Annotated in this window: 19 protein-coding genes; 10 read left to right on the forward strand and 9 right to left on the reverse strand. The window is 64.0% G+C overall.

The window, feature by feature from the left end; translation table 11 throughout:
- The first annotated feature begins 18 nt into the window (after nucleotides 1–18).
- Nucleotides 19–1,614, forward strand: coding sequence for a hypothetical protein (locus tag PCJ49_RS05985; RefSeq protein ID WP_269910156.1), 1,596 nt, complete (start codon nucleotides 19–21; stop codon nucleotides 1,612–1,614).
- A 212-nt stretch (nucleotides 1,615–1,826) separates the two neighbouring features.
- Here the strand turns inward: PCJ49_RS05985 and PCJ49_RS05990 are convergent, their stop codons facing one another.
- From PCJ49_RS05990 to PCJ49_RS06000, 3 genes are all read right to left on the reverse strand, one after another.
- Nucleotides 1,827–3,443 (reverse strand): peptide chain release factor 3, encoded by a 1,617-nt coding sequence (locus PCJ49_RS05990; RefSeq protein WP_089286661.1) that lies wholly within the window; start codon nucleotides 3,441–3,443, stop codon nucleotides 1,827–1,829.
- A gap of 121 nt (nucleotides 3,444–3,564) precedes the next feature.
- Complete coding sequence (locus PCJ49_RS05995; protein WP_269910503.1) at nucleotides 3,565–5,277, reverse strand: DEAD/DEAH box helicase; 1,713 nt, start codon at nucleotides 5,275–5,277, stop codon at nucleotides 3,565–3,567.
- 357 nt (nucleotides 5,278–5,634) lie between these two features.
- Complete coding sequence (locus tag PCJ49_RS06000; protein WP_269910157.1) at nucleotides 5,635–6,177, reverse strand: Uma2 family endonuclease; 543 nt, start codon at nucleotides 6,175–6,177, stop codon at nucleotides 5,635–5,637.
- A gap of 143 nt (nucleotides 6,178–6,320) precedes the next feature.
- Between PCJ49_RS06000 and PCJ49_RS06005 the strand changes: the two genes are divergently transcribed.
- From PCJ49_RS06005 to PCJ49_RS06015, 3 genes are all read left to right on the forward strand, one after another.
- The gene (locus PCJ49_RS06005) at nucleotides 6,321–7,211 is read left to right on the forward strand and encodes a dienelactone hydrolase family protein (RefSeq protein WP_269910158.1); all 891 of its coding nucleotides are present in this window, start codon (nucleotides 6,321–6,323) and stop codon (nucleotides 7,209–7,211) included.
- 139 nt (nucleotides 7,212–7,350) lie between these two features.
- Nucleotides 7,351–7,725 carry a CidA/LrgA family protein gene (locus PCJ49_RS06010; RefSeq protein WP_269910159.1) on the forward strand — a complete coding sequence of 125 codons (375 nt, stop codon included), beginning with the start codon at nucleotides 7,351–7,353 and terminating at the stop codon, nucleotides 7,723–7,725.
- Complete coding sequence (locus tag PCJ49_RS06015) at nucleotides 7,722–8,426, forward strand: LrgB family protein (RefSeq protein ID WP_269910160.1); 705 nt, start codon at nucleotides 7,722–7,724, stop codon at nucleotides 8,424–8,426. Before PCJ49_RS06010 ends, PCJ49_RS06015 begins: the two co-directional genes overlap by 4 nt.
- Before the next feature lies 1 nt (nucleotide 8,427).
- On the opposite strand, the gene PCJ49_RS06020 is transcribed toward PCJ49_RS06015, so the two are convergent.
- On the reverse strand, nucleotides 8,428–9,729 hold the full coding sequence (locus tag PCJ49_RS06020; protein WP_269910161.1) for a tetratricopeptide repeat protein: 1,302 nt from the start codon (nucleotides 9,727–9,729) through the stop codon (nucleotides 8,428–8,430).
- 334 nt (nucleotides 9,730–10,063) lie between these two features.
- On the opposite strand from PCJ49_RS06020, the gene PCJ49_RS06025 reads away from it, so the two are divergent.
- Nucleotides 10,064–10,750: a transglycosylase SLT domain-containing protein gene (locus tag PCJ49_RS06025; RefSeq protein ID WP_269910162.1), complete on the forward strand. Its 687-nt coding sequence runs from the start codon at nucleotides 10,064–10,066 to the stop codon at nucleotides 10,748–10,750.
- Between the two features lie 74 nt (nucleotides 10,751–10,824).
- Here PCJ49_RS06025 and PCJ49_RS06030 read toward each other — a convergent pair whose 3' ends face one another.
- Complete coding sequence (locus PCJ49_RS06030; RefSeq protein WP_269910163.1) at nucleotides 10,825–13,317, reverse strand: ligase-associated DNA damage response DEXH box helicase; 2,493 nt, start codon at nucleotides 13,315–13,317, stop codon at nucleotides 10,825–10,827.
- 98 nt (nucleotides 13,318–13,415) lie between these two features.
- On the opposite strand from PCJ49_RS06030, the gene PCJ49_RS06035 reads away from it, so the two are divergent.
- The 4 genes from PCJ49_RS06035 to PCJ49_RS06050 are packed head-to-tail and all read left to right on the forward strand — an operon-like array spanning nucleotide 13,416 to nucleotide 15,109.
- Nucleotides 13,416–13,658, forward strand: coding sequence for a type II toxin-antitoxin system prevent-host-death family antitoxin (locus PCJ49_RS06035; protein WP_269910164.1), 243 nt, complete (start codon nucleotides 13,416–13,418; stop codon nucleotides 13,656–13,658).
- 3 nt (nucleotides 13,659–13,661) lie between these two features.
- On the forward strand, nucleotides 13,662–14,048 hold the full coding sequence (locus PCJ49_RS06040; RefSeq protein WP_269910165.1) for a type II toxin-antitoxin system VapC family toxin: 387 nt from the start codon (nucleotides 13,662–13,664) through the stop codon (nucleotides 14,046–14,048).
- A gap of 60 nt (nucleotides 14,049–14,108) precedes the next feature.
- On the forward strand, nucleotides 14,109–14,639 hold the full coding sequence (locus tag PCJ49_RS06045; RefSeq protein ID WP_269910166.1) for a lipocalin family protein: 531 nt from the start codon (nucleotides 14,109–14,111) through the stop codon (nucleotides 14,637–14,639).
- Nucleotides 14,640–14,671: 32 nt separating this feature from the next.
- Nucleotides 14,672–15,109 (forward strand): GNAT family N-acetyltransferase, encoded by a 438-nt coding sequence (locus PCJ49_RS06050; protein ID WP_269910167.1) that lies wholly within the window; start codon nucleotides 14,672–14,674, stop codon nucleotides 15,107–15,109.
- Between the two features lie 6 nt (nucleotides 15,110–15,115).
- On the opposite strand, the gene PCJ49_RS06055 is transcribed toward PCJ49_RS06050, so the two are convergent.
- The 3 genes from PCJ49_RS06055 to PCJ49_RS06065 all read right to left on the reverse strand — a co-directional run bounded on the left by PCJ49_RS06055 (nucleotide 15,116) and on the right by PCJ49_RS06065 (nucleotide 17,315).
- Nucleotides 15,116–15,943, reverse strand: a complete 828-nt coding sequence (locus PCJ49_RS06055; protein WP_269910168.1) for an endonuclease/exonuclease/phosphatase family protein — start codon at nucleotides 15,941–15,943, stop codon at nucleotides 15,116–15,118.
- A gap of 98 nt (nucleotides 15,944–16,041) precedes the next feature.
- Complete coding sequence (locus tag PCJ49_RS06060; RefSeq protein WP_269910169.1) at nucleotides 16,042–16,461, reverse strand: HIT domain-containing protein; 420 nt, start codon at nucleotides 16,459–16,461, stop codon at nucleotides 16,042–16,044.
- Nucleotides 16,462–16,475: 14 nt separating this feature from the next.
- The gene (locus PCJ49_RS06065) at nucleotides 16,476–17,315 is read right to left on the reverse strand and encodes an alpha/beta hydrolase-fold protein (protein WP_269910170.1); all 840 of its coding nucleotides are present in this window, start codon (nucleotides 17,313–17,315) and stop codon (nucleotides 16,476–16,478) included.
- Nucleotides 17,316–17,529: 214 nt separating this feature from the next.
- On the opposite strand from PCJ49_RS06065, the gene PCJ49_RS06070 reads away from it, so the two are divergent.
- On the forward strand, nucleotides 17,530–20,139 hold the full coding sequence (locus PCJ49_RS06070; RefSeq protein ID WP_269910171.1) for a glycosyltransferase: 2,610 nt from the start codon (nucleotides 17,530–17,532) through the stop codon (nucleotides 20,137–20,139).
- Here PCJ49_RS06070 and PCJ49_RS06075 read toward each other — a convergent pair whose 3' ends face one another.
- Nucleotides 20,140–20,325, reverse strand: coding sequence for a DUF4169 family protein (locus tag PCJ49_RS06075; protein WP_089286648.1), 186 nt, complete (start codon nucleotides 20,323–20,325; stop codon nucleotides 20,140–20,142).
- Nucleotides 20,326–20,344 lie beyond the last annotated feature (19 nt).

The following is a 20,344-nucleotide window of genomic DNA, read 5'->3' on the forward strand; positions in this document are numbered from 1 at the left end:
CAGCTTGGGAGCGACCCGATGCGCGATCAGGATCAGAAGCTGGCCGATCACGCCGCCGCCTTGGGCCATGCCCTGGTGGGTGGCGTGGAAGAGCCGCTTTACGACGCCGCTCTGTGGCGGCAATGCGAGCAACTGCTGGAACAGATGCGGGAAGCGCTGGCCGCAGGGGCCGACCCGGCCCCGGTGACCCGGATGCTGGCAGCCCTGCCCGCGCCGGAGAATCGCCGGGCGCAGACCCTGGCCCTGCTGCTGCGCGCCAACCTGTTGCAGGACGGGGCCGCCACCACGCAAGCGCTGGACGGCACCGCCGCCGATCTGGCCAGCGCCACACCATCGCACAGCCTGGCCCAGGCGGATTATCTGTTGCGCGCGGTGGTTTTCGGCTGCTGGTCCAACCGGCTGCCCGTAGCCGACCCCACAGCGCATGACATGGCCCTGCGGCGGCTCTGGCAGGCGATCATGGCCCGCTACCGGGCGGGAACCCCTTTGCCGCCGCCCCTGCCCCGTGCCGAACGGGAACGCGATCTGGTGCTGGTCATCACCGGCCAGTTCATGCAGGGGATGCACCAGCCCTCCCTGGATATCATCGATTTCCTGTCAACGCTGGTGCTGCGCCTGGGCCGGCGGGTGGCCTTGATCAACACAGCCGACGGGCCGGCCAGTGCCCATTTGCCCTTCCTGGGCGGCATGGTCGGTTCAGCCGACGCCGCATTGCAGGGGCTGGACAGTCTGTCGGTGAACGGGCTGCCCGTGCCCTTCCTGCATTTGCCCCCCGGTTTCACCGGCCCCACCCTGGCTGGGGCAACCCTGGAACATGTCCGCGCCCTGCGCCCGGATATGGTGCTGGCCTTCGGCACCATGAACCCGGTGGCCGATCTCTGCCGCGATCTGCTGGATGTTGTCGCCATCCCGTTTGGCAGTTACATGCCCCTGGCCGAGCCGGGCTTTCTGGCCCTGCCCCGCCCGCTCCTGCCAGGCGATGCGCCGGCGCTGGCCATGGGCGGGCTGAGGCCGGAGCGGGTAATCCCCATCCAGTACAGCTACGCCCCACCGCCCGCGCAGCAGAGGCGCAGCCGGGCCGATCTGGGCGTGCCGGCGGATGCCATCCTGACCCTGATCATCGGCCTGCGGCTGGGGCAGGAGGTGACGCCGGCCTTCGCCGAAGCGCTGGATCAGGCCATTCAGCAGGAACCGCGCCTGTTCTTCCTGTTCGTCGGTCCCCTGGATGGCGATGATTGGGCAGCGCGCTTCCCCTCCCTGGCGGCACGGTCGCGCCAGCATGGCTATGATGCGGATGTGATGTCCATCCTGCCACTGGCCGACCTCTATCTCAATCCGCCGCGCCTGGGCGGGGGCAGTTCGGCGGCCTTTGCCCTGTCCTGCGGGGTACCGGCCCTTGGCCTGCCACAGGGCGATGTGGCGACGGTGATCGGCGCTGATTTCCAGCTGGCCGATTACAGCCATCTCGTCCCCTTCGCCCGCCGCTGGGCCGATGACCCGGCATGGCGGGAGGTGCAGCGGCTGAAAGCCAAGGCCCGTTTCAGCGAAATCTCATCACGGGAGACCATGCTGCGGTCCATTCTGGACGGGGTGAGGGCAAGGCGGAACCGCTAGAGCGGATCGCGGAAAAGCGGAATCGCTTTGGAGCGTGAATCCGCTCGCTGAACAAGGACTTAGTGCCGGGTGCGTTTCCGGTTAAACGCAGACGGCGCTAATATACTCAAAGGTCGCAAGAATTCCTGCCTGCTGGAGGCGACGGGCACCATCGTCCATCCCGCTTTGCTGGCGCAGGCCCTGTTAATGCGCCAGCCCCGCGAAGGCCCGGATCAGGCCGCTGCTGTCGTCACCTGCTTGTTCTGCTCGCGCGTCTTCAACAGGCGGATTTCCGGGAAATCTTCCTGTGCGCGGTTCAACTGCCAGCCATTGCGGGCCAGATAGACCAGCGCGCCATCATGGTCTTCCGCCATATCGGCGCGGCGGCTGTCGATGAAGGCTTTCAGCTTCACCGGATCGTCGCATTCCACCCAGCGGGCGGCATCATAACCCGCCGTCTCAAACCGGGCCTTCATGCCATATTCAGCCTCAATGCGCGAGGCCAGCACCTCGAACTGCAGCTGACCGACGACGCCGACCACCCAGTCGGCACCGACGATCGGCTTGAACACCTGCGAAGCACCCTCTTCAGCGAAATGTTCCAGCGCCTTGCGCAGATGCTTCACCTTCATCGGGTCATCCAGGCGCACGCGCTGCAACAGTTCCGGCGCGAAGCTGGGAACGCCGGTGAAGCGCAAATCCTCGCCTTCCGTCAGCGTGTCGCCGATGCGCAGGGTGCCATGGTTGGGAATGCCGATAATGTCGCCGGGGAAGGCATCTTCCGCCAGTTCCCGGTCGCGCGCCAGGAACAGCACGGCATTATTGACCGCCAGCAGCTTGCCCGACCGCATATGTTTCAGCTTGGTGCCACGCTTGAAATGACCCGAGCAGAGGCGGAAAAAGGCGATACGGTCGCGGTGGTTGGGGTCCATATTGGCCTGGACCTTGAACACAAAGCCCGTGACCTTGCCCTCATCCGGCTCGACTTCACGGCCATCGGCCTTCTGCGGGCGCGGCGGCGGGGCATATTCGGCCAGCCCCAGCAGCAATTCGCGCACGCCGAAATTATTGATGGCGGAACCGAAGAAGACCGGCGTCTGGTGGCCTTCGCGGTAGGTTTCCATGTTGAAGGGCGGGCAAAGCTCCCGCACCATCATCACATCCTCGCGCAGCTTGGCCGCCTGATCGGCGGGGATCAACTGGTCGATCTTGGGATCATCAATGCCGTTGCATTCAATGCCGTCGGTCGCCACATCGCCAGAACGGCGATCCATCAGGATCAGCCGGTCGCGGATCAGATCATAACAGCCCCGGAAATCGGAGCCGGAACCGATGGGCCAGGAGGCCGGCGTGACCTCCAGCTGCAAATCGCGCTCCACCTCATCCATCAGCTCGAACGGATCGCGCGCCTCGCGGTCCATCTTGTTGACGAAGGTGATGATGGGCACGTCGCGCATCCGGCACACCTCAAACAGCTTGCGCGTCTGTGCCTCGATACCCTTGGCGGCGTCGATCACCATGACGGCGCTGTCCACGGCGGTCAGCGTGCGATAGGTATCTTCGGAGAAATCCTCGTGGCCCGGCGTATCCACCAGGTTGAAGGTACGGCCGGCATAATCGAAATTCATCACCGATGCGGTGACGGAGATGCCGCGCTCCCGCTCCACCTTCATCCAGTCCGACCGGGCGCGCCGCTGTTCCCCGCGCGCCTTCACGGCACCCGCCATCTGGATCGCACCACCGAACAGCAGCAGCTTTTCCGTCAAGGTCGTCTTACCCGCGTCAGGGTGGGCGATGATGGCAAAGGTGCGGCGCTTGGCGACTTCTTCTTCAAGGATATTGGCGGGCATGGACGATACTCTGCTGCTTGGAATGCGGCGTGCCGGGTGACTTAACGGAACCCTGGCCGGGCAGGCAATGAAAAACCCCTCCCCCGCTGGCAGGCGGGAGAGGGGGAGAACTTACAACAAATCAGCCCTGGCGGAACGGGCGGCGCGTGGCAGCACCGGCACCGGCTTCGCGGGCCTCACCACGGCGTTCGCCGCGGAATTCCCGCCGGCCTTCGCCACCAGCATTACCACCCTGGTCGCGGAAATCGGCACGGCCTTCACCACCATGGCCGTGCGGACGGCCCTTGCTGGCGTGGGGCTTGTAGGGGTTGGTCTTGTGCGGGTGCGGACCACGGGCCGGACGCTCACCAGCCACCTCACCGCCCACCGGGGCGGCATCGGGGGACCAGCCACGGCGTTCACCGCCATGATGCGGACGGTCGCCATGCTGTTCGTGCTGGCGGGGCTGATGGCCTTCACCGGCCGGACGCTCGCCACCGGCGGCAAAACGGTCCTCGCGGCGTTCACGGCGCTCACCGTTCCAGCCACCCTGGCCACCCTGCTCACCCTCACGGCGCGGACCGCCGCGATAGCCGCCGCCCTGGCCATAGCCACCACGGTTGCCACCAAAGGACTTGCCACCGCCATAGCCGCCCTTGCCGAACGGCTTGCCACCGGCACCGGCGGGGCGGAACTTGCGCTCCTGCTCCGGCATCGGCTCCAGGCCCGGCAGGGTGGTCTGCACATGCGGCTGACCGGTATATTGTTCAATCGCACGGACCAGATTGCGGTCCTGGCGGGTGAACAGGCTGTAGGAAATGCCGGTGGCGCCAGCGCGGCCGGTACGACCGATGCGGTGAACGTAATCTTCCGCCACGCGCGGCAGGTCGAAATTGATGACGTGGCTGATGTCGGAAATGTCAATGCCGCGGGCAGCCACGTCAGTGGCGACCAGAACATTGATCCGGCCATCACGCATCCACTGCACCACGCGGTTACGCTCGCGCTGCTGCATGTCGCCGTGCAGCGGCATGGCGCGGTGGCCCTTGTCGGAAAGCTGATCGGCCATCACATCGCAATCGGCCTTGGTGGCCATGAACACGATGCCCTTGCCGAAAGCCTCATCCTCCAGCAGGCGGGCCAGCAGCTTGTGCTTATGGTCCAACCCGTCGGCGCGCAGCCAATGCTGGGTGATGGAAATGTTGGTGACGGTCTTGCCGGCCACGTCCACGCGGACGGGATTCTTGGTCAGGCTGCTGGCCAGCTTTTCCGCCGTGCGGTCCAGCGTGGCGGTGAACAGCATGGTCTGGCGGGCTTCCGGGCAGGCGCCGGCAATCTGTTCCACCGCATCGCGGAAGCCCATGTCCAGCATCCGGTCAGCTTCGTCCAGCACCAGCATTTCAACGCAGCTGAGATCGACCTTGCCATTTTCCAAATGGTCGATCAGGCGGCCCGGCGTGGCGACGATCAGGTCGGCGCGGCGGCGCAGCATTTCGATCTGGGCGCGATAGGGCATACCGCCCAGCACCGAACCGGTTTGGATACGGCCAAACTTGGACAGGATGCGCACCTGATCCAGCACCTGGGTCGCCAGTTCGCGGGTCGGCGTCAGCACCAGGACGCGGGGGCCCCAGGAACCGGCGTCACGCGGGGTGGCGGCGATACGGGCCAGCGCCGGCAGCACGAAGGCCGCCGTCTTGCCGGTACCGGTATTAGCAGAGGCCACAACGTCGCGGCCTTCCAATGCTGCCGGAATGGCCTGGGCCTGAATGGGGGTAGGATTGACATAACCCAGTTCTTCCACGGCCTGCAGCAGGGTGGACGGAAGGGCGAGTTCGGCAAAGGTAATGGTCACGGTCAAAGCGATATCTTCTCAAGCAGACGACCCAAGGCTTCGCCCACCGCCGCAATCAAGCGGCGGGGCACGGGCAAAGCGCAAAGGCTGCGGGGTGCCGGACTTTGCGGCACCAACGCGATTGCGCATGAGCGGCTTGACTTGTTCGGAGAGCGAAGGGGGCAGCCATCCACCGGGGACAGGCACCTTGAAACGACCCGACTCAATCTCGGGGCGTTCAATAGGGCGGCACATAGGTCCGCCGGGGCCCCTCAGCCACTCGGTGATGGCGGATAGATAGGGGCATTGCCGCCGCAACGCCAGACAATTCCACCACAGGGCTGGGCAGCGCCCGGCGCAGGGCGTGGCCCGTCACCGTCAGATATGCTGATAAATCTCTTCCAGGGAAATTTCAGCGCCCAGGCTGGTCAATGGCAGGGTGGCATCGGCGATGAAGTCGCGCTGCAGCCAGCCCTGCGGCACCCGGCTGACCAGTTGCACCCGGCGTTCATCGGACCAGACCAGCAGCACGTCGCGCAGCGTTTCGATGAACTGATAATCATGCAGCTTGCGGCCACGGTCATGGTCCATGGTGCCGTCCGACAAGACCTCCACCAGCAGACAGGGTGGGGTGCCGTCCCCCACCTTGCCGCCGCAGATCACCGCAATGTCTGCCTGATAATAATTGCGCTGCGGGCGGTTGGGCGGGCGGATGCCGGCTTCCACCGCAACGCGGCAGCCGGCGGGCAGCCCCCGCCGCAGCGCCGCCACCAGATTGCCGACAATAACGGAATGTGCCTCTGACGGCGGGGCCATTGCGACCGGGTGCCCATCGACCAGTTCATGGCGCGTATCGGTGCCCGCCCCCCAGGTCAGGAAGGTTTCAACATCCATCAGCGCCTGTGCCGCCTCACCTGCCATGCCGATCCCTTTCCAGGCCGGGGCCTGTCAGGATGATGATACCGCCGACGCCCCTGATCAAGCCCATGGCTGATTGAAGGGCCGGCCTGTTGCACTATACTCCGCCAGCATTTCGCCTGATGGGCGAAGGAAACGGAGGTTCCATGCACCAGACCGACGCCGAAGCCCAGTGCCTGCTGGGTGCTGTCAACACCCCCCTGACCCGCCGGATGTTTGCCGTGACCAGCCTTGCCACCGGATTCGCCCTGTCCACCCTGCCCGTCTCCGCCCAGACCATCACCACGCCCGCCGACGGGCTGCTGGCCGGTGAAGTGAAAATCCCCGTGGGCGACGGCGAACTGCCCGCCTATCGCGCCCAGCCGGCGGGCAAGGGCCCGTTCCCCGTGGTGCTGGTGGTGCAGGAAATTTTCGGGGTGCATGAACATATCAAGGATGTCTGCCGCCGCTTTGCCCGGCAAGGCTATCTGGCCATCGCGCCGGAGCTTTATGCCCGCCAGGGCAATCCCGCCGGGATCAGCGACATTCAGGCCCTGATCAAGGATATCGTCAACAAGGTGCCCGATGCGCAGGTGATGGCCGACCTGGACAGCACCGTCGCCTGGGCCAAGGCCCATGGCGGCGATACGGCGCGGCTGGGGGTGACCGGTTTCTGCTGGGGCGGGCGCATCACCTGGCTTTATGCCACCCACAATCCGGCCGTGAAGGCCGGTGTCGCCTGGTATGGAAGGCTGGTCACGCCAGGGACGGCGCTGCAGCCCATGGTGCCGGTGGATCTGGTGCAGAAGCTGAATGCCCCGGTGCTGGGGCTTTATGGCGGCAAGGATAGCGGCATCCCGCTGGAGGATGTGGAACGGATGCGCGCCGCCCTGAAGGCGGCGGGCAAGACCAGCAGCGACATCCATGTCTATCCCGAAGCACCGCACGGCTTTTATGCCGATTACCGGCCGAGCTATCGCCCGGAAGAGGCGGCGGACGCCTGGAAACGCTGCATCGGCTGGTTCAAGGCCAATGATATCAGCGGCACGAAATCATGACCGATGGTCACGCTTTCATGCCCCTCAATCGCCGGCGCCAGCATCCGCTGGCTTGGCTACGCGGCATGGGCCGCGCGGCGGCAGTCGCCGCCGTACCAACGGTCATGAATGATGACCGTTGGTGTAAGGTCGGGTAATCATGCCACCCTTTCTGGCGGCCATCGCCCTGGTGCTGTTCTGCCAGTTGCTGGGGGAGGCGCTGGCGCGGGCCAGTACCCTGCCTTTGCCGGGCCCGGTGCTGGGGGCGGTGCTGTTGTTCGCGCTGATCGTCTGGCGCGGCGGGCCGGGGGAGGCGTTGCGCAGCTTCGCCGACGGCCTGCTGCGCCATCTTTCCCTGCTGTTCGTGCCGGCGGGGGTGGGGCTGATTCAGCATCTGGACCGGTTGGCGGCGGAATGGCTGGCCGTGGGGGTGGCGCTGGTCGGCTCCACCATCCTGACCCTGCTGGTCACCGGGGGTGTCTTCACCCTGGTGGCCCGCTGGCAGGAAAGGCGGCGGGGGAACATACGCTTATGAATCTCTGGGTCTATCTGGCGACCACGCCGCTTTTCTGGCTGACTGCAACGATTCTGGCCTTTCTGATTGCTGGCTGGGTGCATGAAAAGGCCGGGCGGCCGCCCTGGGCCAACCCGGTGGCGCTGTCCATCCTGTTGCTGATGGGGGTGCTGTTCGCCACCCACACCCCCTACCCCACCTATTTTGCCGGCGCGCAGTTCGTGCATTTCATGCTGGGGCCGGCGACCGTCTGTCTGGCCGTGCCGTTCTGGACGCACCGGCATGATGTGCGCGCCATGGCCCTGCCCTTGCTGGTCGCCATCCTGGCCGGTGTCATCACGGCGATCAGCAGTGCGGTGGGGCTGGCTTGGTGGCTGGGGGCGGATCGACTGACCGTCGCCTCCATCGTGCCGAAATCGGTGACGGCACCCGTGGCCATGGGCATTGCCGAACAGATCGGCGGCCTGCCCTCGCTGACCGCCGCCCTGGTGCTGGGCACCGGCATCCTGGGGGCGATGATCGGCCCCGGTGTGCTGCGGCTGGCGGGCCTGCGCGACCCGCGCGCCATGGGCACGGCCATGGGCTGCGCCGCCCATGGCATCGCCACGGCTGCCGCCTTCCAGATCGATCCCAAGGCTGGAACCTATGGCGGCATCGCCATGGCCTTGTCCGGCCTGTTGACCGCCGTGCTGGTATCGCTGGCGGTGTTGGTGATGGGTTAAATCATGCTTGTTGCGCCAGGCAGATCAGCCCTGGCACCGGCTGGCCCCGGTCAATGCGGGTGCTGTGATGGCGCAGGGTCAGAATGCTGAAACCCGCCTGCGCCAGGGCCTGCCGCACATGTGCCTCCGCATGGGCGAAGCGGCGGCCTTCATGCAGCAGGAAGCCATCCGGCTGGTCCACCCGTTCACAGGTAAAGGCAAACAGCCCGCCCGGCCGCAGAACAGTGGCCGCCGCCGCCATCACCGGCCGCAGATCGCCCAAGTAAACCAGCACATCGGCCGCCAGCAGCAGATCGGCGCTGGCGGGGCGCTGCGTCAGGCTTTCCACCAGCTCGCCCACCCACAACTCATGATAGATGTCCCGCGCGCGGGCCTTCTCCACCATGCGGGGGGAGAGGTCGAATCCGGCCAGATGGCGCGCCATGTCGCGCACGGCCAGCCCTGCCAGCCCGGTGCCACAGCCGGCATCCAGCACATCGCGCCCACCGCCGATACCCTGTTCATCCAGCACGGCGCGCAATGCCGCCGGCGCGTCATAATGCAGGCGGCCGACCAGTTCGCGGTCAAACCGGTCGGCATAGGTATCGAACAGGGCGCGCACAAAGGTGGCCGGCAGGTCGGCCGGGGCATCGGCCGCTGCCAACTGGTCCAGCAATCCCTGGGCACCTGCCGAATCGTCGGGGTCGGGGTCCAGTTCCAGCGCCCGGCGCAGGCTGGCGCTGGCCTTGGCCGGTTCGGCCAGCGCCAGCCAGCCGCGCGCCTGGGCCACGGCAGCAAAGGGAAGGGCCGGGTCGGCCGGATGGGCCTGGGCCAGGGCTGCGGCCAGGGCCTCCACCGCTGGCAACGGCTCCCCGGCGGGGATCAGGATGGTGGTAATGTCGGTCAGCGATTCCAGATCATGCGGGGCCAGGAAGATGGCCTCGCGCGCATGAGCAATCGCCGTCTCGCTCTCCCCCGCCTCCAGGCAGAGCCGGGCCATATGGCGATGGGCGGCCGGGTCATCGCCCCGCTGGGCCAATATCTCCGCACAGAAGCGCCGCGCCTCCCCCCGCCGTTCCGGCAATTGCATCAGCGATGTCAGGCAGGCCCGCCGCCATGGTCCATGGCCAGGGTCATCGGCCAGCGCGCGGGTGAACAGGGCGACGGCCTGTTCATGTTCCCCCTGTTCAGCCCTTAATTCGGCCAGCAGGCCGGCGATCTCCCCCCCTGCCCCCTGTTCTGTTGCCTGATACAGGATGGCGATGGCGCCGCCGCGATCTCCCTGGTCCAGCAGTTCGAAGGCGCGCGCGAGGGTGTCTGTCATGATCGTCTTGTGGGCAGGAAGGGCGGATGGCGCTGCTATATCACGCCGCTTTTCCGGCGAGAGCCGGCGGCCCACGCTGGTCAGACCCGGCCCTTTTGCCGAAAAAGGAGTCTTTCTGTGCTTTTGCCGCACCAGTTACAGTTTTTTCTGGTTGACCCAATGCGCGGCATCTGGGATTGATATGCGGCCGGCGCATGGAGCCGGTGTTCGATATAGGGAGCGGTCACCGCATTTCGTAACGGTGGCCTGATTGCGGCGCCCGCGCACAAGCGGGCAGATGGCGGAAAGAACCGGATTGGCCGGACCTGACGCCACCAACGGACTGGAGCCTGGGATGACCGATACGACGATGCGTGAGCACCGCAAGGCCAAGCCCAGCCGATTTGCGTCCGGTCGCCTCATCTCCCGCATCGCCGCTGGCGCCTTTGCCTTTATCGGTCTCGGTCTCGTCGCCGGGCAGGCCCAGGCCGGCTGCACCGATAATATCCTGGCCGCCGAAAAAGAATTCAACATCCCCAAGGGCATGTTGCTGGCCGTCTCCCTGGTGGAGAGCGGTGGCGGCGGTACGCCCAGCCCCTACATTATGAACGTGCGCGGTCGTGCCGTGTTCCCGGGGAATGAGACGGAAGCCGCCCGTTACCTGCGTGACAGCAAGGGCAACCTGCGCGACGGCGTTTTCGCCGGCTGTATGCAGCTCTCCCTGGCCCATCACAAGCAGGCCTTCCGCCCGGTCGAAAAGATCGTCAATCCGGAAGCCAATGTCCGCTACGCTGCCAAATATCTGGTGCAGCTGCGTCAGGAACTGGGCAGCTGGGCTGGTGCTGTCGCCCGTTACAATGGCTCTGCCGGCTTCAAGGCCGCTGCCTACCAGTGCAAGGTTCAGCGCCAGCTGGTCAGCCTGGGCGCGGAGCAGAGCGCGTCGCTGATTGATGCCCGCAATTGCGGTGCCGCTGATGCCCCGTCCATCGCCCCGCGTACCCGCCGCGCCTTTGAACAGCACAGCAATACGCCGGTTGGCTGATCCCTTTTCCTCTATCTGAGCGCTTCAAAAGGCCCGGCAGCGACATCGCTGCCGGGCCTTGTTGTTTTTGCCCCTCACAAAAGGCGGGGTTGCGTCGCTTTACCGGCACCCGGCAGCAATTCCGGCACGGCTTCGGCCAGCATGTCGCTGGCCGCCTCATCCAGCAGCGCATCCAGGGCGCTGCCATAGACCTGCTCCCGCCCGATTTCCAGCAGCACCGGCACCGCCAGGGGGGAGATGCGATCCAGTCGGCGATGCTGAATACGGCCCTTCACCCGGCCCAGCATGTCGGACAGGCGGCGCACATCGGTCAGCCCGGCCGCCGCATCGGCACGGGTGGCACGCAGCAGCACATGGCCGGGCTCGTGTTTTCGCAGTACGTCATAGATCAAATCGGCGCTGAAGGTGACCTGCCGCCCCGTCTTCTCCAATCCCGGATGTCGGCGTTCGATCAATCCAGCAATGATGGCGACGTTGCGGAACAGCCGTTTCAGCATGGAGGATTCCTCCATCCAGGCTTCCAGATCGTCGCCCATCATGTCCTGATCGAACAGGAAATCCAGGTCCGTGGCCGGCTTCAGCGCCCAGGTGGCCAACACATAATCGGTCGCCACGAAGCCCAGCGGCTGCAGCCCCGCCCGCTCCATCCGCCGTGTCAGCAACATGCCCAGCGTCTGGTGGGCATTGCGCCCTTCAAAGCAATAGGCAACCAGGAATTCCTTGCCGGCACGCGGAAAACTCTCCACCAGCAGGCCCGACCGGTCCGGCAGGGTGGAGCGGTATTGCTGCAGCCGCAGCCATTCCTGCACCGTTTCCGGCAGCCGGTCCCAATGGTGGGGATTTTCCAGCAGCCCGCGCACCCTTTCGGCCAGATGGGTGGAAAGCGGCAGCCGCCCGCCGGCATAGGCGGGCACCTTGGGCGTGCCCTCCCCGCCCTTGGCGACAATCACCTCCGTCTCCCGCACACCAACGAATTTCAGCAACTGGCCGGCGAAGACGAAACTGTCGCCAGGCACCAGTCCATTGACGAAATATTCCTCCACCCGGCCCAGTACCGCCCCGCGGTTCAGCCGGACATTCAGCATGATCTCTTCAACAATGGTGCCGACATTCAGCCGATATTGCCGGCTCACCTGCGGGTTGGCGGCGCGCCACAACCCATCCTCATCCCGCGTCAGCCGCTTGAAGCGATCATAGGCCCCCAGCGCATAGCCTCCGCTGGCCACGAAATCGAACACATCGTCAAACTCATCGCGTGACAGGTCGGCATAGGGCGATGCCCGCACCACCTCGGCATAAAGCGCATCGGCGCTGAAGGGGGCGGAACAGGCGGTGCCGGTAATGTGCTGCGCCAGCACATCCAGGGCGCCCGGCCGCATCGGGTCGCCGTCCAGGGTGCCGTCGGCAATGGCCTCCACCGCCGCCTCGCATTCCAGCACCTCGAACCGGTTGCCGGGCACCAGCAGCGCCTTGGAAGGCTCATCCAGCCGATGGTTAGCGCGGCCGATGCGTTGCAGCAGTCGGGACACGCCCTTGGGCGCGCCAACCTGCACCACCAGATCAATCCCCGCCCAGTCGATCCCCAGATCCAGGGAAGAGGTGGCAACAACAGCACGGAGTTTTCCGGCTGCCATGGCCGCTTCCACCTTGCGGCGCTGCTCCACCGCCAAACTGCCATGATGCAGGGCGATGGGCAGGTTCTCCGTATTCAGCCGCCAGAGTTCTTGAAAGGCCAGTTCTGCCTGGGCGCGGGTATTGACGAAAACCAGCGTCGTGCCATGGTCGCGGATGCGCTGATAGACCTCCGCCAGGGCGTGCAGCGCCATATGGCCGGCCCAGGGCAGATATTCCTTCGTCGCCAATATCTCCACCGTCGGCCGTGCGCCGGCACGGCCCAGCACCGTGCGCACCGGGGCCAGCTCCCCCTCATCATCATGCAGCCGGCCGGTGGGGGAGAGATAGGCCACCAGCGCATCCGGATCGGCCACCGTGGCCGACAAGCCCGCCCGCAAGGCACCGGGCGCCAGGGTGGAAAGCCGCGCCAGGCCCAGCGCCAGCAGGTCACCCCGCTTGCTGCCGGCCAGCGCGTGCAGCTCATCAATCACGATCCGACGCAGCGGCCGGAAAATATCCGCCGCTTCGGGGTAGGAGAGCATCAGCGCCAGACTCTCCACCGTCGTCATCAGGATATGCGGTGGTTTGCTGCGCTGGCGGGCACGTTTGGCCTCCGGCGTGTCGCCGGTACGGGTTTCGGCCCGGATGGGCAGGCGCAGGCTGGCAATCGGCGTTTCCAGATTGCGCTGGATGTCCACCGCCAGCGCCTTCAGCGGCGAGATATAAAGCGTGTGCAGCCCCTCACGCGGGCGTTCCGACAGGTCGATCAGGGTCGGCAGAAAGCCAGCCAGCGTCTTGCCCGCCCCGGTCGGCGCGATCAACAGCGCGTGCTGCCCATCCGCCGCCGCGCGGACCATCGCCACCTGATGGTCGCGCGGGGCCCAGCCCTGCGCGCGGAACCAGCCGGCAATGGCGGGGGGGATCAGATTATCGATGGGCTCAAGCGCATCCATCGGCGCATCATGGCGGAACGCAGCACGAACGGAAAGGGTGATTGCTGGCAGGCAGCATTTAAACTAAGCTTAATAGACTAAGTCCGTAGGAGAGCGACATGACGCGTGTGGTAAACATCCATGAAGCCAAGACCAACCTTTCCCGTCTGATCGAGGATGCCGTGAAGGGTGAGGAATTTATCATTGCCAAGGCTGGCAAACCGCTGGTCAAGGTGGTTCCCCTTGCCGCGATTGAGAAGCCGCCACGCCGGTTGGGAACATTGGCCGGTCAATTTCTGGTACCCGATGATTTTGATGAGTTGGGGCGGGCGGAAATTGACGCCATGTTCAATGACGGGTGATCCATGGACCTCTTGCTCGATACCAATATCCTGCTGTGGTCGCGGATCACCCCGGAACGCCTGGGTGCAGCCGCGCAGACCCTGTTGACCTCTCCTGACAACAGGTTGTTTTTCAGCATCGCGTCACTGTGGGAAATTTCCATCAAGCGTTCTCTCAACCGGCCGGACTTCACCGTTGATCCTGCCTTGTTGCTGCGCGATCTGCTGGCCAATGATTATCAGGAACTGGGCATTTCCAGCGCCCATACCCTGGCTGTGATGTCGTTGCCCTGGCTGCACAGGGATCCGTTCGACCGGATATTGATCGCCCAGGCGAATATCGAAGGTTTGTTGCTGGTGACGGCAGACAGCACCATTGCCCGCTACCCTGGCCCCATAAAGCGGATCTAGACACTTGCCTTGGGTGAGGCGCGCCCCAGTTTGCATGACCGGTCAATCGAAAGCGCTATCATGCTGAAACGCCTCGCCCTTCTCACCCTGCCGCTGCTGTTGCTGGCCGGCTGCAACCGCATCCCGGAAAACGCGCCGCCCACCGTCGTTGCGGTGGATATCCAGCGCTATCAGGGCACATGGTACGAGATTGCGGCCTTCCCCAACCGGTTCCAGAAGAATTGCACCGCCACCCGTGCGGAATATCGGCTGCGCGATGATGGGAAAGTCGACGTTATCAACCGCTGCCACCTGGGCAATCCCAAGGGCGAAGAAAATATCGCCAGAGCCACCGCCCGGCTGGACCCGGCCAAGCCCGACGGCTCCAGACTGCTGGTCAGTTTCTTTCCGCTGATTGAGGGGAATTACTGGATTTTGGGCTTGGACCCGGATTATCGCTGGGCCCTGGTGGGGGCGCCGGGGCGGGATTACCTCTGGATTCTCGCCCGTACACCCGACATGGACCCCGGCACCTATGATGATATTGTCGCCCGCGCCCAGGCGCTGGGCTTCGATACAGCGAAGCTGAAAAAGACAGTGCAGCCGGGGTGAAAATCGGCCAGGGTCGGGGGGATGGAGAAATCATGACAACGTCCCCCGCCGATCACATCCGCCTTGCGACGAAATCGGATATCCCTAACCTGATGCAAATCCGGCTTTCGGTGCGGGAAAACATCCTGTCCAACCCGGCCAAGGTGCCGGAGAGCGCCTATGACCCGTTCATCGAACAAGGATCGCTTTGGCTATGCGAACAGGTCACAGGCAAATGTCTGGGGTTTGCCGCCGCCGATCTGCGCGATGGCAGCATCTGGGCGCTGTTCATTTCCCCCGCGGCGGAGGGCCGGGGCATCGGGCAAAGACTGATGGAACGGATGATCGGCGATCTGCGCCGCGCTGGCTGGCAACAGGCGACCTTATCCACCCAACCAGAAAGCCGCGCCGCCGCCTTTTATCAGCGCAATGGCTGGGTAGCGGGCGGGATGACCGGCGGCGGCGAGCAGATTTTTATCCGCCCCCTGTGAGCCAGCTTACCTGACCGCCGGCACAATATCCGCCACCAGCGGGTAATGGTCGGAAATCACCTGTCCATTGATGCTGTCGGTCAGGGTGGCAAAACGCGCCACCCCCAGACCGGCATCAATGAAAATATGGTCGATGGCTTCCCCGCTCTGGCGGATATCGAAATCATTGAAGGTGCCCTCCGGCCCGAAAATGATCGGGCTGAGCGGGCGGGCATCGCGCAGGCCGCTCCCCGTTGCCAACAGGCGATAGGCGCCGCCATCCAAGCCGCTGTTGAGGTCACCCAGCACAATGGTATGGGCCCCCGCCGCCACTGGAATCGCGGCAACCTGCCGGGCGCAATCACTGCGGGCGCGGTCGCTGACATTGTCGAAATGCACATTGCGGACATCGTAGAGCGCGCCATCCTGCCGATCCTTCAGCACCAGCCGGGTGATGGTGCGCGGTTCCCCTGCCCCGTCGGCCTTGCTGGGCCGATCGGGTGTCTTGGAACACCATTGGGTTTCGGCACGCACCTGTTCAAAGCGGGATTGGCTGTAGAAAATGGCCGTGCTTTCGCCCTCTACCCCGTCATTGCGGCCCTTGCCGTAATGGGCATAGCCGGGCAGCCCCTGGGCCAGTGCTGACAGCATATGCGGCAGCGCTTCCTGCACACCCAGGATATCCGGGGCGGTGAAGCGGATTTGCGCCAGCATCGGCCCCTGGCGCTGGCCCCAATTGGGCTGATCGTCGGGATTGTCGTAGCGGATATTATAGCTCATCACCCGCACGGGCGTGGCCGCCTGGACCAGGGAGGCAGAAAGGGCGACAGCCAGGCCGAACAGAAGGCGCTTCATAATAAATCCAATACCATTACCGCATTTGGATGGAACCAATCGGTAAAGGCCGTGGGACGGCCTGTCCAGCCCGTCACCAAAACTTCATGCCTGGGTGATCAGGCAGAACGTTGCAGTGCCGCCCAAAGCTGTCCCGCCAGCCGCTCTGCCTCCCCTTCTGCATAATCCACCGCCTGGCCGCTGCCCCAGACGGGGCCGGGCCAGGCGGGATCGTCGCGGCGGCGGGCGATGACATGAATGTGAAGCTGCGAGACAACATTGCCCAGGGCGCCAGTATTGATCTTGTCGGGCTGGAACATCTGTTCCAGCACCTTTGCTGCCGCTGAGGTTTCATGTGTCAACTGCATCTGATCCGCCACCGGCAGGCGATGGATTTCCACCGCCCCCGCCCGGCGCGGCACCAGAATCAGCCAGGGAAACAATCGGTTGCGCATAAGCAGCACGCGCGACAGCGGCCAGTCCCCCAGCAGAATTGTATCGGCTTCCAGCCGCGCATTCAGTTCGAAGCCACGATCCATCGCCGCCCCTTCCCTTACTTGATTGGATTTGGACCGGGAAACGCAGCCCGTAAAGCGGGTAATGCCGCCGGATGATAGATGGAATGGTGGCGTTCGCCCGGAAAATCTTGGAAATCCCAGGTCAGACCGGCCGGCGGTGCGGCCTTCAAAGCGGCCATTAAACGGTCCAACCCGCCGCGCATCCCCCCGCCTTCATTGCCGATGGAAAGATGCAGGCTGCGCGTCGCAGGCTTTTGCGCCTTCAACAGATCCGCCGCCTGATAAGACAGCGCCTCCTTGTTCCACCACATTGACGGGCTGACCGCGATGTAATGGGTGAACAGCTCCGGCTGGCGCAGGAAAGTTTCGACGATGAACAGACCGGCCAGACTTTCGCCAATCACGCCTGTTTCCGCCGTGGTGCGGAAATTCCGGTCGATATAGGGCTTCAGCTCGCTGGCCAGGAAGCGACGGAAATTGTCGGCACCGCCATGGGTCGGCAATTCCTTGATATCCAACGGATCTTGCGAGGGGGAGGTCAGGTCGCGTTTGCGATCCGTCCCCTCAATCCCCACCAGGATCACCTCCTTGGTAACGCCATTCATATCGCCCAGTTGCACCAGACCCGCGATGTGAAACCAATCCTCCTTCACGCCGCCATCGATCAGGTAAAGCACCGGATAGCGCTGATCGCCCGTGCCATAGGAGGCCGGAAGCAAAATATTGATCCGCCGCTTTTCCGACAGTAGCTTCGATTCCAGCACATAGCTGGTGCCGAACTGGATCGGTTCGCCAGCGCCGGGCTTGAGTGTTTCAGCGGCGAACACGGCCGGCGGGGTCAGCAAACAAGCGGTCAGCAGGACCGTTTTCAGCATCTTGTTCATCATCAATCCCAGATCACACCTACCCTGTTGCACGGGGCCGACAGGCAATGCCCGGTCTATACCAAAGCGGCCCGCCTGCGCTATGCTGTGTTCCAGCGTGAAGGATCATGATTGCGCTTTTCATAAAAATAACAAAAAACGGCTGCAAATAGTTGAACCGCCGCCATTCCTGGCCGGCAATGTTCCCAGGGGCTTGATTGGTAAGATGGGCAAAATCCTGAAGATGCGTGGTTCGGCCTGGCTGGTGCTGGTGCTGCTGGTTCTGGGCAATATCGGCGCCTGGGCCTTGTCGAACCGGCCCACCACGCCGGAACGGCTCTGGGCCGGCACCATTGCCGGCGTGGCATTCAGCCCCTATCAGGAAAATCAGAATCCGCAGGATGGCCGCCATCCCAGCCGCGCCGATATGGAGCGTGACCTGGAGGTGGTGGCCCCCTATGTCCGCTCCATCCGCACCTACACCGCCACCGACGGGCTGGAGGTGATCCCGGAGCTGGCCGCCAAACATGACCTGGATGTGACGGCCGGGGCCTGGATCTCCGGCGATCTGGGCAAGAATGAGCAGGAGATCAATTCCCTGGTCCGCCTCACCCGCGCCAACCCCAACGTCAAGCGGGTGATGGTCGGCAATGAGGTGATGTATCGCGGCGATCTGGAGGTCGGCGCGCTGATCGATTATGTGCAGCGCGTCAAGAAGCAACTGGATGTGCCGGTTTCCACTGCTGAGCCGCCCTATGTCTGGATCAAGCATCCTGAACTGGCGGAGGCGGTGGATTACATCACCATCCATCTGCTGCCCTATTGGGAAAAGGTGCCGATCGAACAGGCGATGGATCAGGTGCGCCGTGGCTATGACGAGGTGCGTGCCAAGTATCCCGACAAGCATATCCTGGTGGGTGAGGCCGGCTGGCCGTCCGATGGCCCCTATCGCGGCGGGGCCCAGGCCAGCCTGGTGAACGAGGCCACCTTCATCCGCAATTTCCTGAACCTGGCCGGTGAGAACCGCTGGGACTATTACATCATGGAAGCCTTCGACCAGCCCTGGAAGCGGGAGATCGGCGGCGAGGCGGAAGCCAACTGGGGCATCTGGGATACCCATCGCCAGATGAAATTCCCCATGGAAGGCGGCGTGTTTGAGGTGCCGGGCTGGCCCGTGCTCTGCGCCATCGCCACCGCGCTGGCCTTCCTGCCCATGGTCTGGTTCGTGCTGCAGCGCGACGATCTGAAACCTGCCGGCCAGTTGTTTTATGGCGCCCTGATCCAGGGGATTGCGTCCGGTCTGGTCTGGACGGCAACAGAGGCGATGACCACGGGCATGAACACCATGTCCTTCATCGCCTTCCTGGTGCTGATCTTTGCCCAGATATTGCTGTTGGTGGTGGTGCTGATTGACGGGCTGGAACTGACGGAGGTGGTGTGGACCGACCGTTGGAAGCGGAAATTCGCCCCCGTCAAGGCCAACCCCAATAATTACTATCCCAAGGTTTCCATCCATGTGCCCTGCTATAATGAGCCGGCGCATATGGTGATTGAGACCCTGAACGCACTGGCGAAGATGGATTATCCCAACTTCGAAGTGCTGGTGCTGGACAACAACACCAAGGATGAGGCGGTGTGGAAGCCGCTGGAGGAACATTGCGCCAAGCTGGGGCCGCGCTTCCGCTTCTTCCATCTGGCGAAATGGCCGGGCTACAAGGCCGGTGCCTTGAATTTCGGTCTGGCCGTCACTGCCCCTGATGCCGAAGTGGTGGGCGTGATCGACAGCGATTATCAGGTCACGCCGGACTGGCTGTCCTCCACCACCCCCTATTTCGAAAATCCCAAGGTCGCCTTTGTGCAGAGCCCGCAGGATTACCGGGATTGGCACATCCATCCGTTCCATCGGATGATCAATTGGGAATATCAGGGCTTCTTCCATATCGGCATGGTGCAGCGGAACGAACGCAACGCCATCATCCAGCATGGCACCATGACGCTGATCCGCACCTCCATCCTGAAACAGGTGGGTTGGTGGGCCGAATGGTGCATTTGTGAGGATGCGGAACTGGGCCTGCGCCTGTTCGAGGAGGGGCTGGAATCGGTCTATATGCCCGACAGTTTCGGCAAGGGCCTGGTACCGGACAGCTTCGCCGGCTACAAGACACAGCGTTTCCGCTGGGCCTATGGGGCCGTGCAGATCATCAAGCGGCATTGGCGGGAATTCCTGCCGTCCGGCAAGAAACTGACCTTCGGCCAGAAATACCATTTCGTCACCGGCTGGCTGCCCTGGTTCGCCGATGCGGCCCATATGGGCTTTGTCATCGGCGGTGTCTTCTGGTCGCTGGGCCTGCTGCTGGCACCGCGCTATTTCGAATTCCCACCCACCGTCTTCATCATGCCCACGCTGGGGGTGTTCTTCTTCAAGGTGGCCTGCGGTCTGTGGCTTTATGCGGCGCGGGTGAAGTGCGGCTTCCTGGACAAGGTGAATGCCGCCGTGGCCGGCATGGCGCTGACCCACACCGTGGGCCGCGCCGTCTGGACCGGGCTATTCACCCAGGGCCGCCCCTTCGTGCGCACACCGAAATGCGAGGATCAGCCGGCGCTGATCCAGGGCTTCCTGCACGCCAAGGAAGAGGTGATGCTGATGGTGGCCCTGTGGATCACCGCCTTTGCCGTCGGCTGGCGCGAAGGTGGTGACAACCGCGACGCCTATATCTGGTCGGCCATGCTGGTGGTGCAGTCCCTGCCCTATATCGCAGCCCTGGCCGTGGCCACCATCAACGGTCTGCCCATGCCCAAGCAGGATGAACCGCAGCCGGCACCGGCGGCGGAGTAATTATTTCTCTGGTTTATCCAGCTTGTGACCTTCCAAAAGCCGGGCCTTGGCTTCATCCTCGGCCCGGCTTTTTTGTTTTTCAGCCTTGGTGCGGCCGAACTTCACCCGGTTCTCTGCCGCCTGTGCTTCCCGTGCGGCCTTTTCCTTGGCCTTGCGGGCCCGATTGAGATTCACGATTTCGCCCATTTCATCCCCTATCCCTCGG

Source organism: Niveispirillum sp. BGYR6, assembly GCF_027568365.1.
Lineage (GTDB): Bacteria > Pseudomonadota > Alphaproteobacteria > Azospirillales > Azospirillaceae > Niveispirillum.

What these genes read in the sequence shown, in the direction of transcription:
- PCJ49_RS05985 (WP_269910156.1), top strand. Translation starts at nt 19, where the DNA reads ATGCGCGATCAGGATCAGAAGCTGGCCGATCACGCCGCCGCCTTGGGC.
- PCJ49_RS05990 (WP_089286661.1), bottom strand. Translation starts at nt 3,443, where the DNA reads ATGCCCGCCAATATCCTTGAAGAAGAAGTCGCCAAGCGCCGCACCTTT.
- PCJ49_RS06000 (WP_269910157.1), bottom strand. Translation starts at nt 6,177, where the DNA reads ATGGCAGGTGAGGCGGCACAGGCGCTGATGGATGTTGAAACCTTCCTG.
- PCJ49_RS06005 (WP_269910158.1), top strand. Translation starts at nt 6,321, where the DNA reads ATGCACCAGACCGACGCCGAAGCCCAGTGCCTGCTGGGTGCTGTCAAC.
- PCJ49_RS06010 (WP_269910159.1), top strand. Translation starts at nt 7,351, where the DNA reads ATGCCACCCTTTCTGGCGGCCATCGCCCTGGTGCTGTTCTGCCAGTTG.
- PCJ49_RS06015 (WP_269910160.1), top strand. Translation starts at nt 7,722, where the DNA reads ATGAATCTCTGGGTCTATCTGGCGACCACGCCGCTTTTCTGGCTGACT.
- PCJ49_RS06020 (WP_269910161.1), bottom strand. Translation starts at nt 9,729, where the DNA reads ATGACAGACACCCTCGCGCGCGCCTTCGAACTGCTGGACCAGGGAGAT.
- PCJ49_RS06025 (WP_269910162.1), top strand. Translation starts at nt 10,064, where the DNA reads ATGACCGATACGACGATGCGTGAGCACCGCAAGGCCAAGCCCAGCCGA.
- PCJ49_RS06030 (WP_269910163.1), bottom strand. Translation starts at nt 13,317, where the DNA reads ATGGATGCGCTTGAGCCCATCGATAATCTGATCCCCCCCGCCATTGCC.
- PCJ49_RS06035 (WP_269910164.1), top strand. Translation starts at nt 13,416, where the DNA reads ATGACGCGTGTGGTAAACATCCATGAAGCCAAGACCAACCTTTCCCGT.
- PCJ49_RS06040 (WP_269910165.1), top strand. Translation starts at nt 13,662, where the DNA reads ATGGACCTCTTGCTCGATACCAATATCCTGCTGTGGTCGCGGATCACC.
- PCJ49_RS06045 (WP_269910166.1), top strand. Translation starts at nt 14,109, where the DNA reads ATGCTGAAACGCCTCGCCCTTCTCACCCTGCCGCTGCTGTTGCTGGCC.
- PCJ49_RS06050 (WP_269910167.1), top strand. Translation starts at nt 14,672, where the DNA reads ATGACAACGTCCCCCGCCGATCACATCCGCCTTGCGACGAAATCGGAT.
- PCJ49_RS06055 (WP_269910168.1), bottom strand. Translation starts at nt 15,943, where the DNA reads ATGAAGCGCCTTCTGTTCGGCCTGGCTGTCGCCCTTTCTGCCTCCCTG.
- PCJ49_RS06060 (WP_269910169.1), bottom strand. Translation starts at nt 16,461, where the DNA reads ATGGATCGTGGCTTCGAACTGAATGCGCGGCTGGAAGCCGATACAATT.
- PCJ49_RS06065 (WP_269910170.1), bottom strand. Translation starts at nt 17,315, where the DNA reads ATGCTGAAAACGGTCCTGCTGACCGCTTGTTTGCTGACCCCGCCGGCC.
- PCJ49_RS06070 (WP_269910171.1), top strand. Translation starts at nt 17,530, where the DNA reads ATGGGCAAAATCCTGAAGATGCGTGGTTCGGCCTGGCTGGTGCTGGTG.
- PCJ49_RS06075 (WP_089286648.1), bottom strand. Translation starts at nt 20,325, where the DNA reads ATGGGCGAAATCGTGAATCTCAATCGGGCCCGCAAGGCCAAGGAAAAG.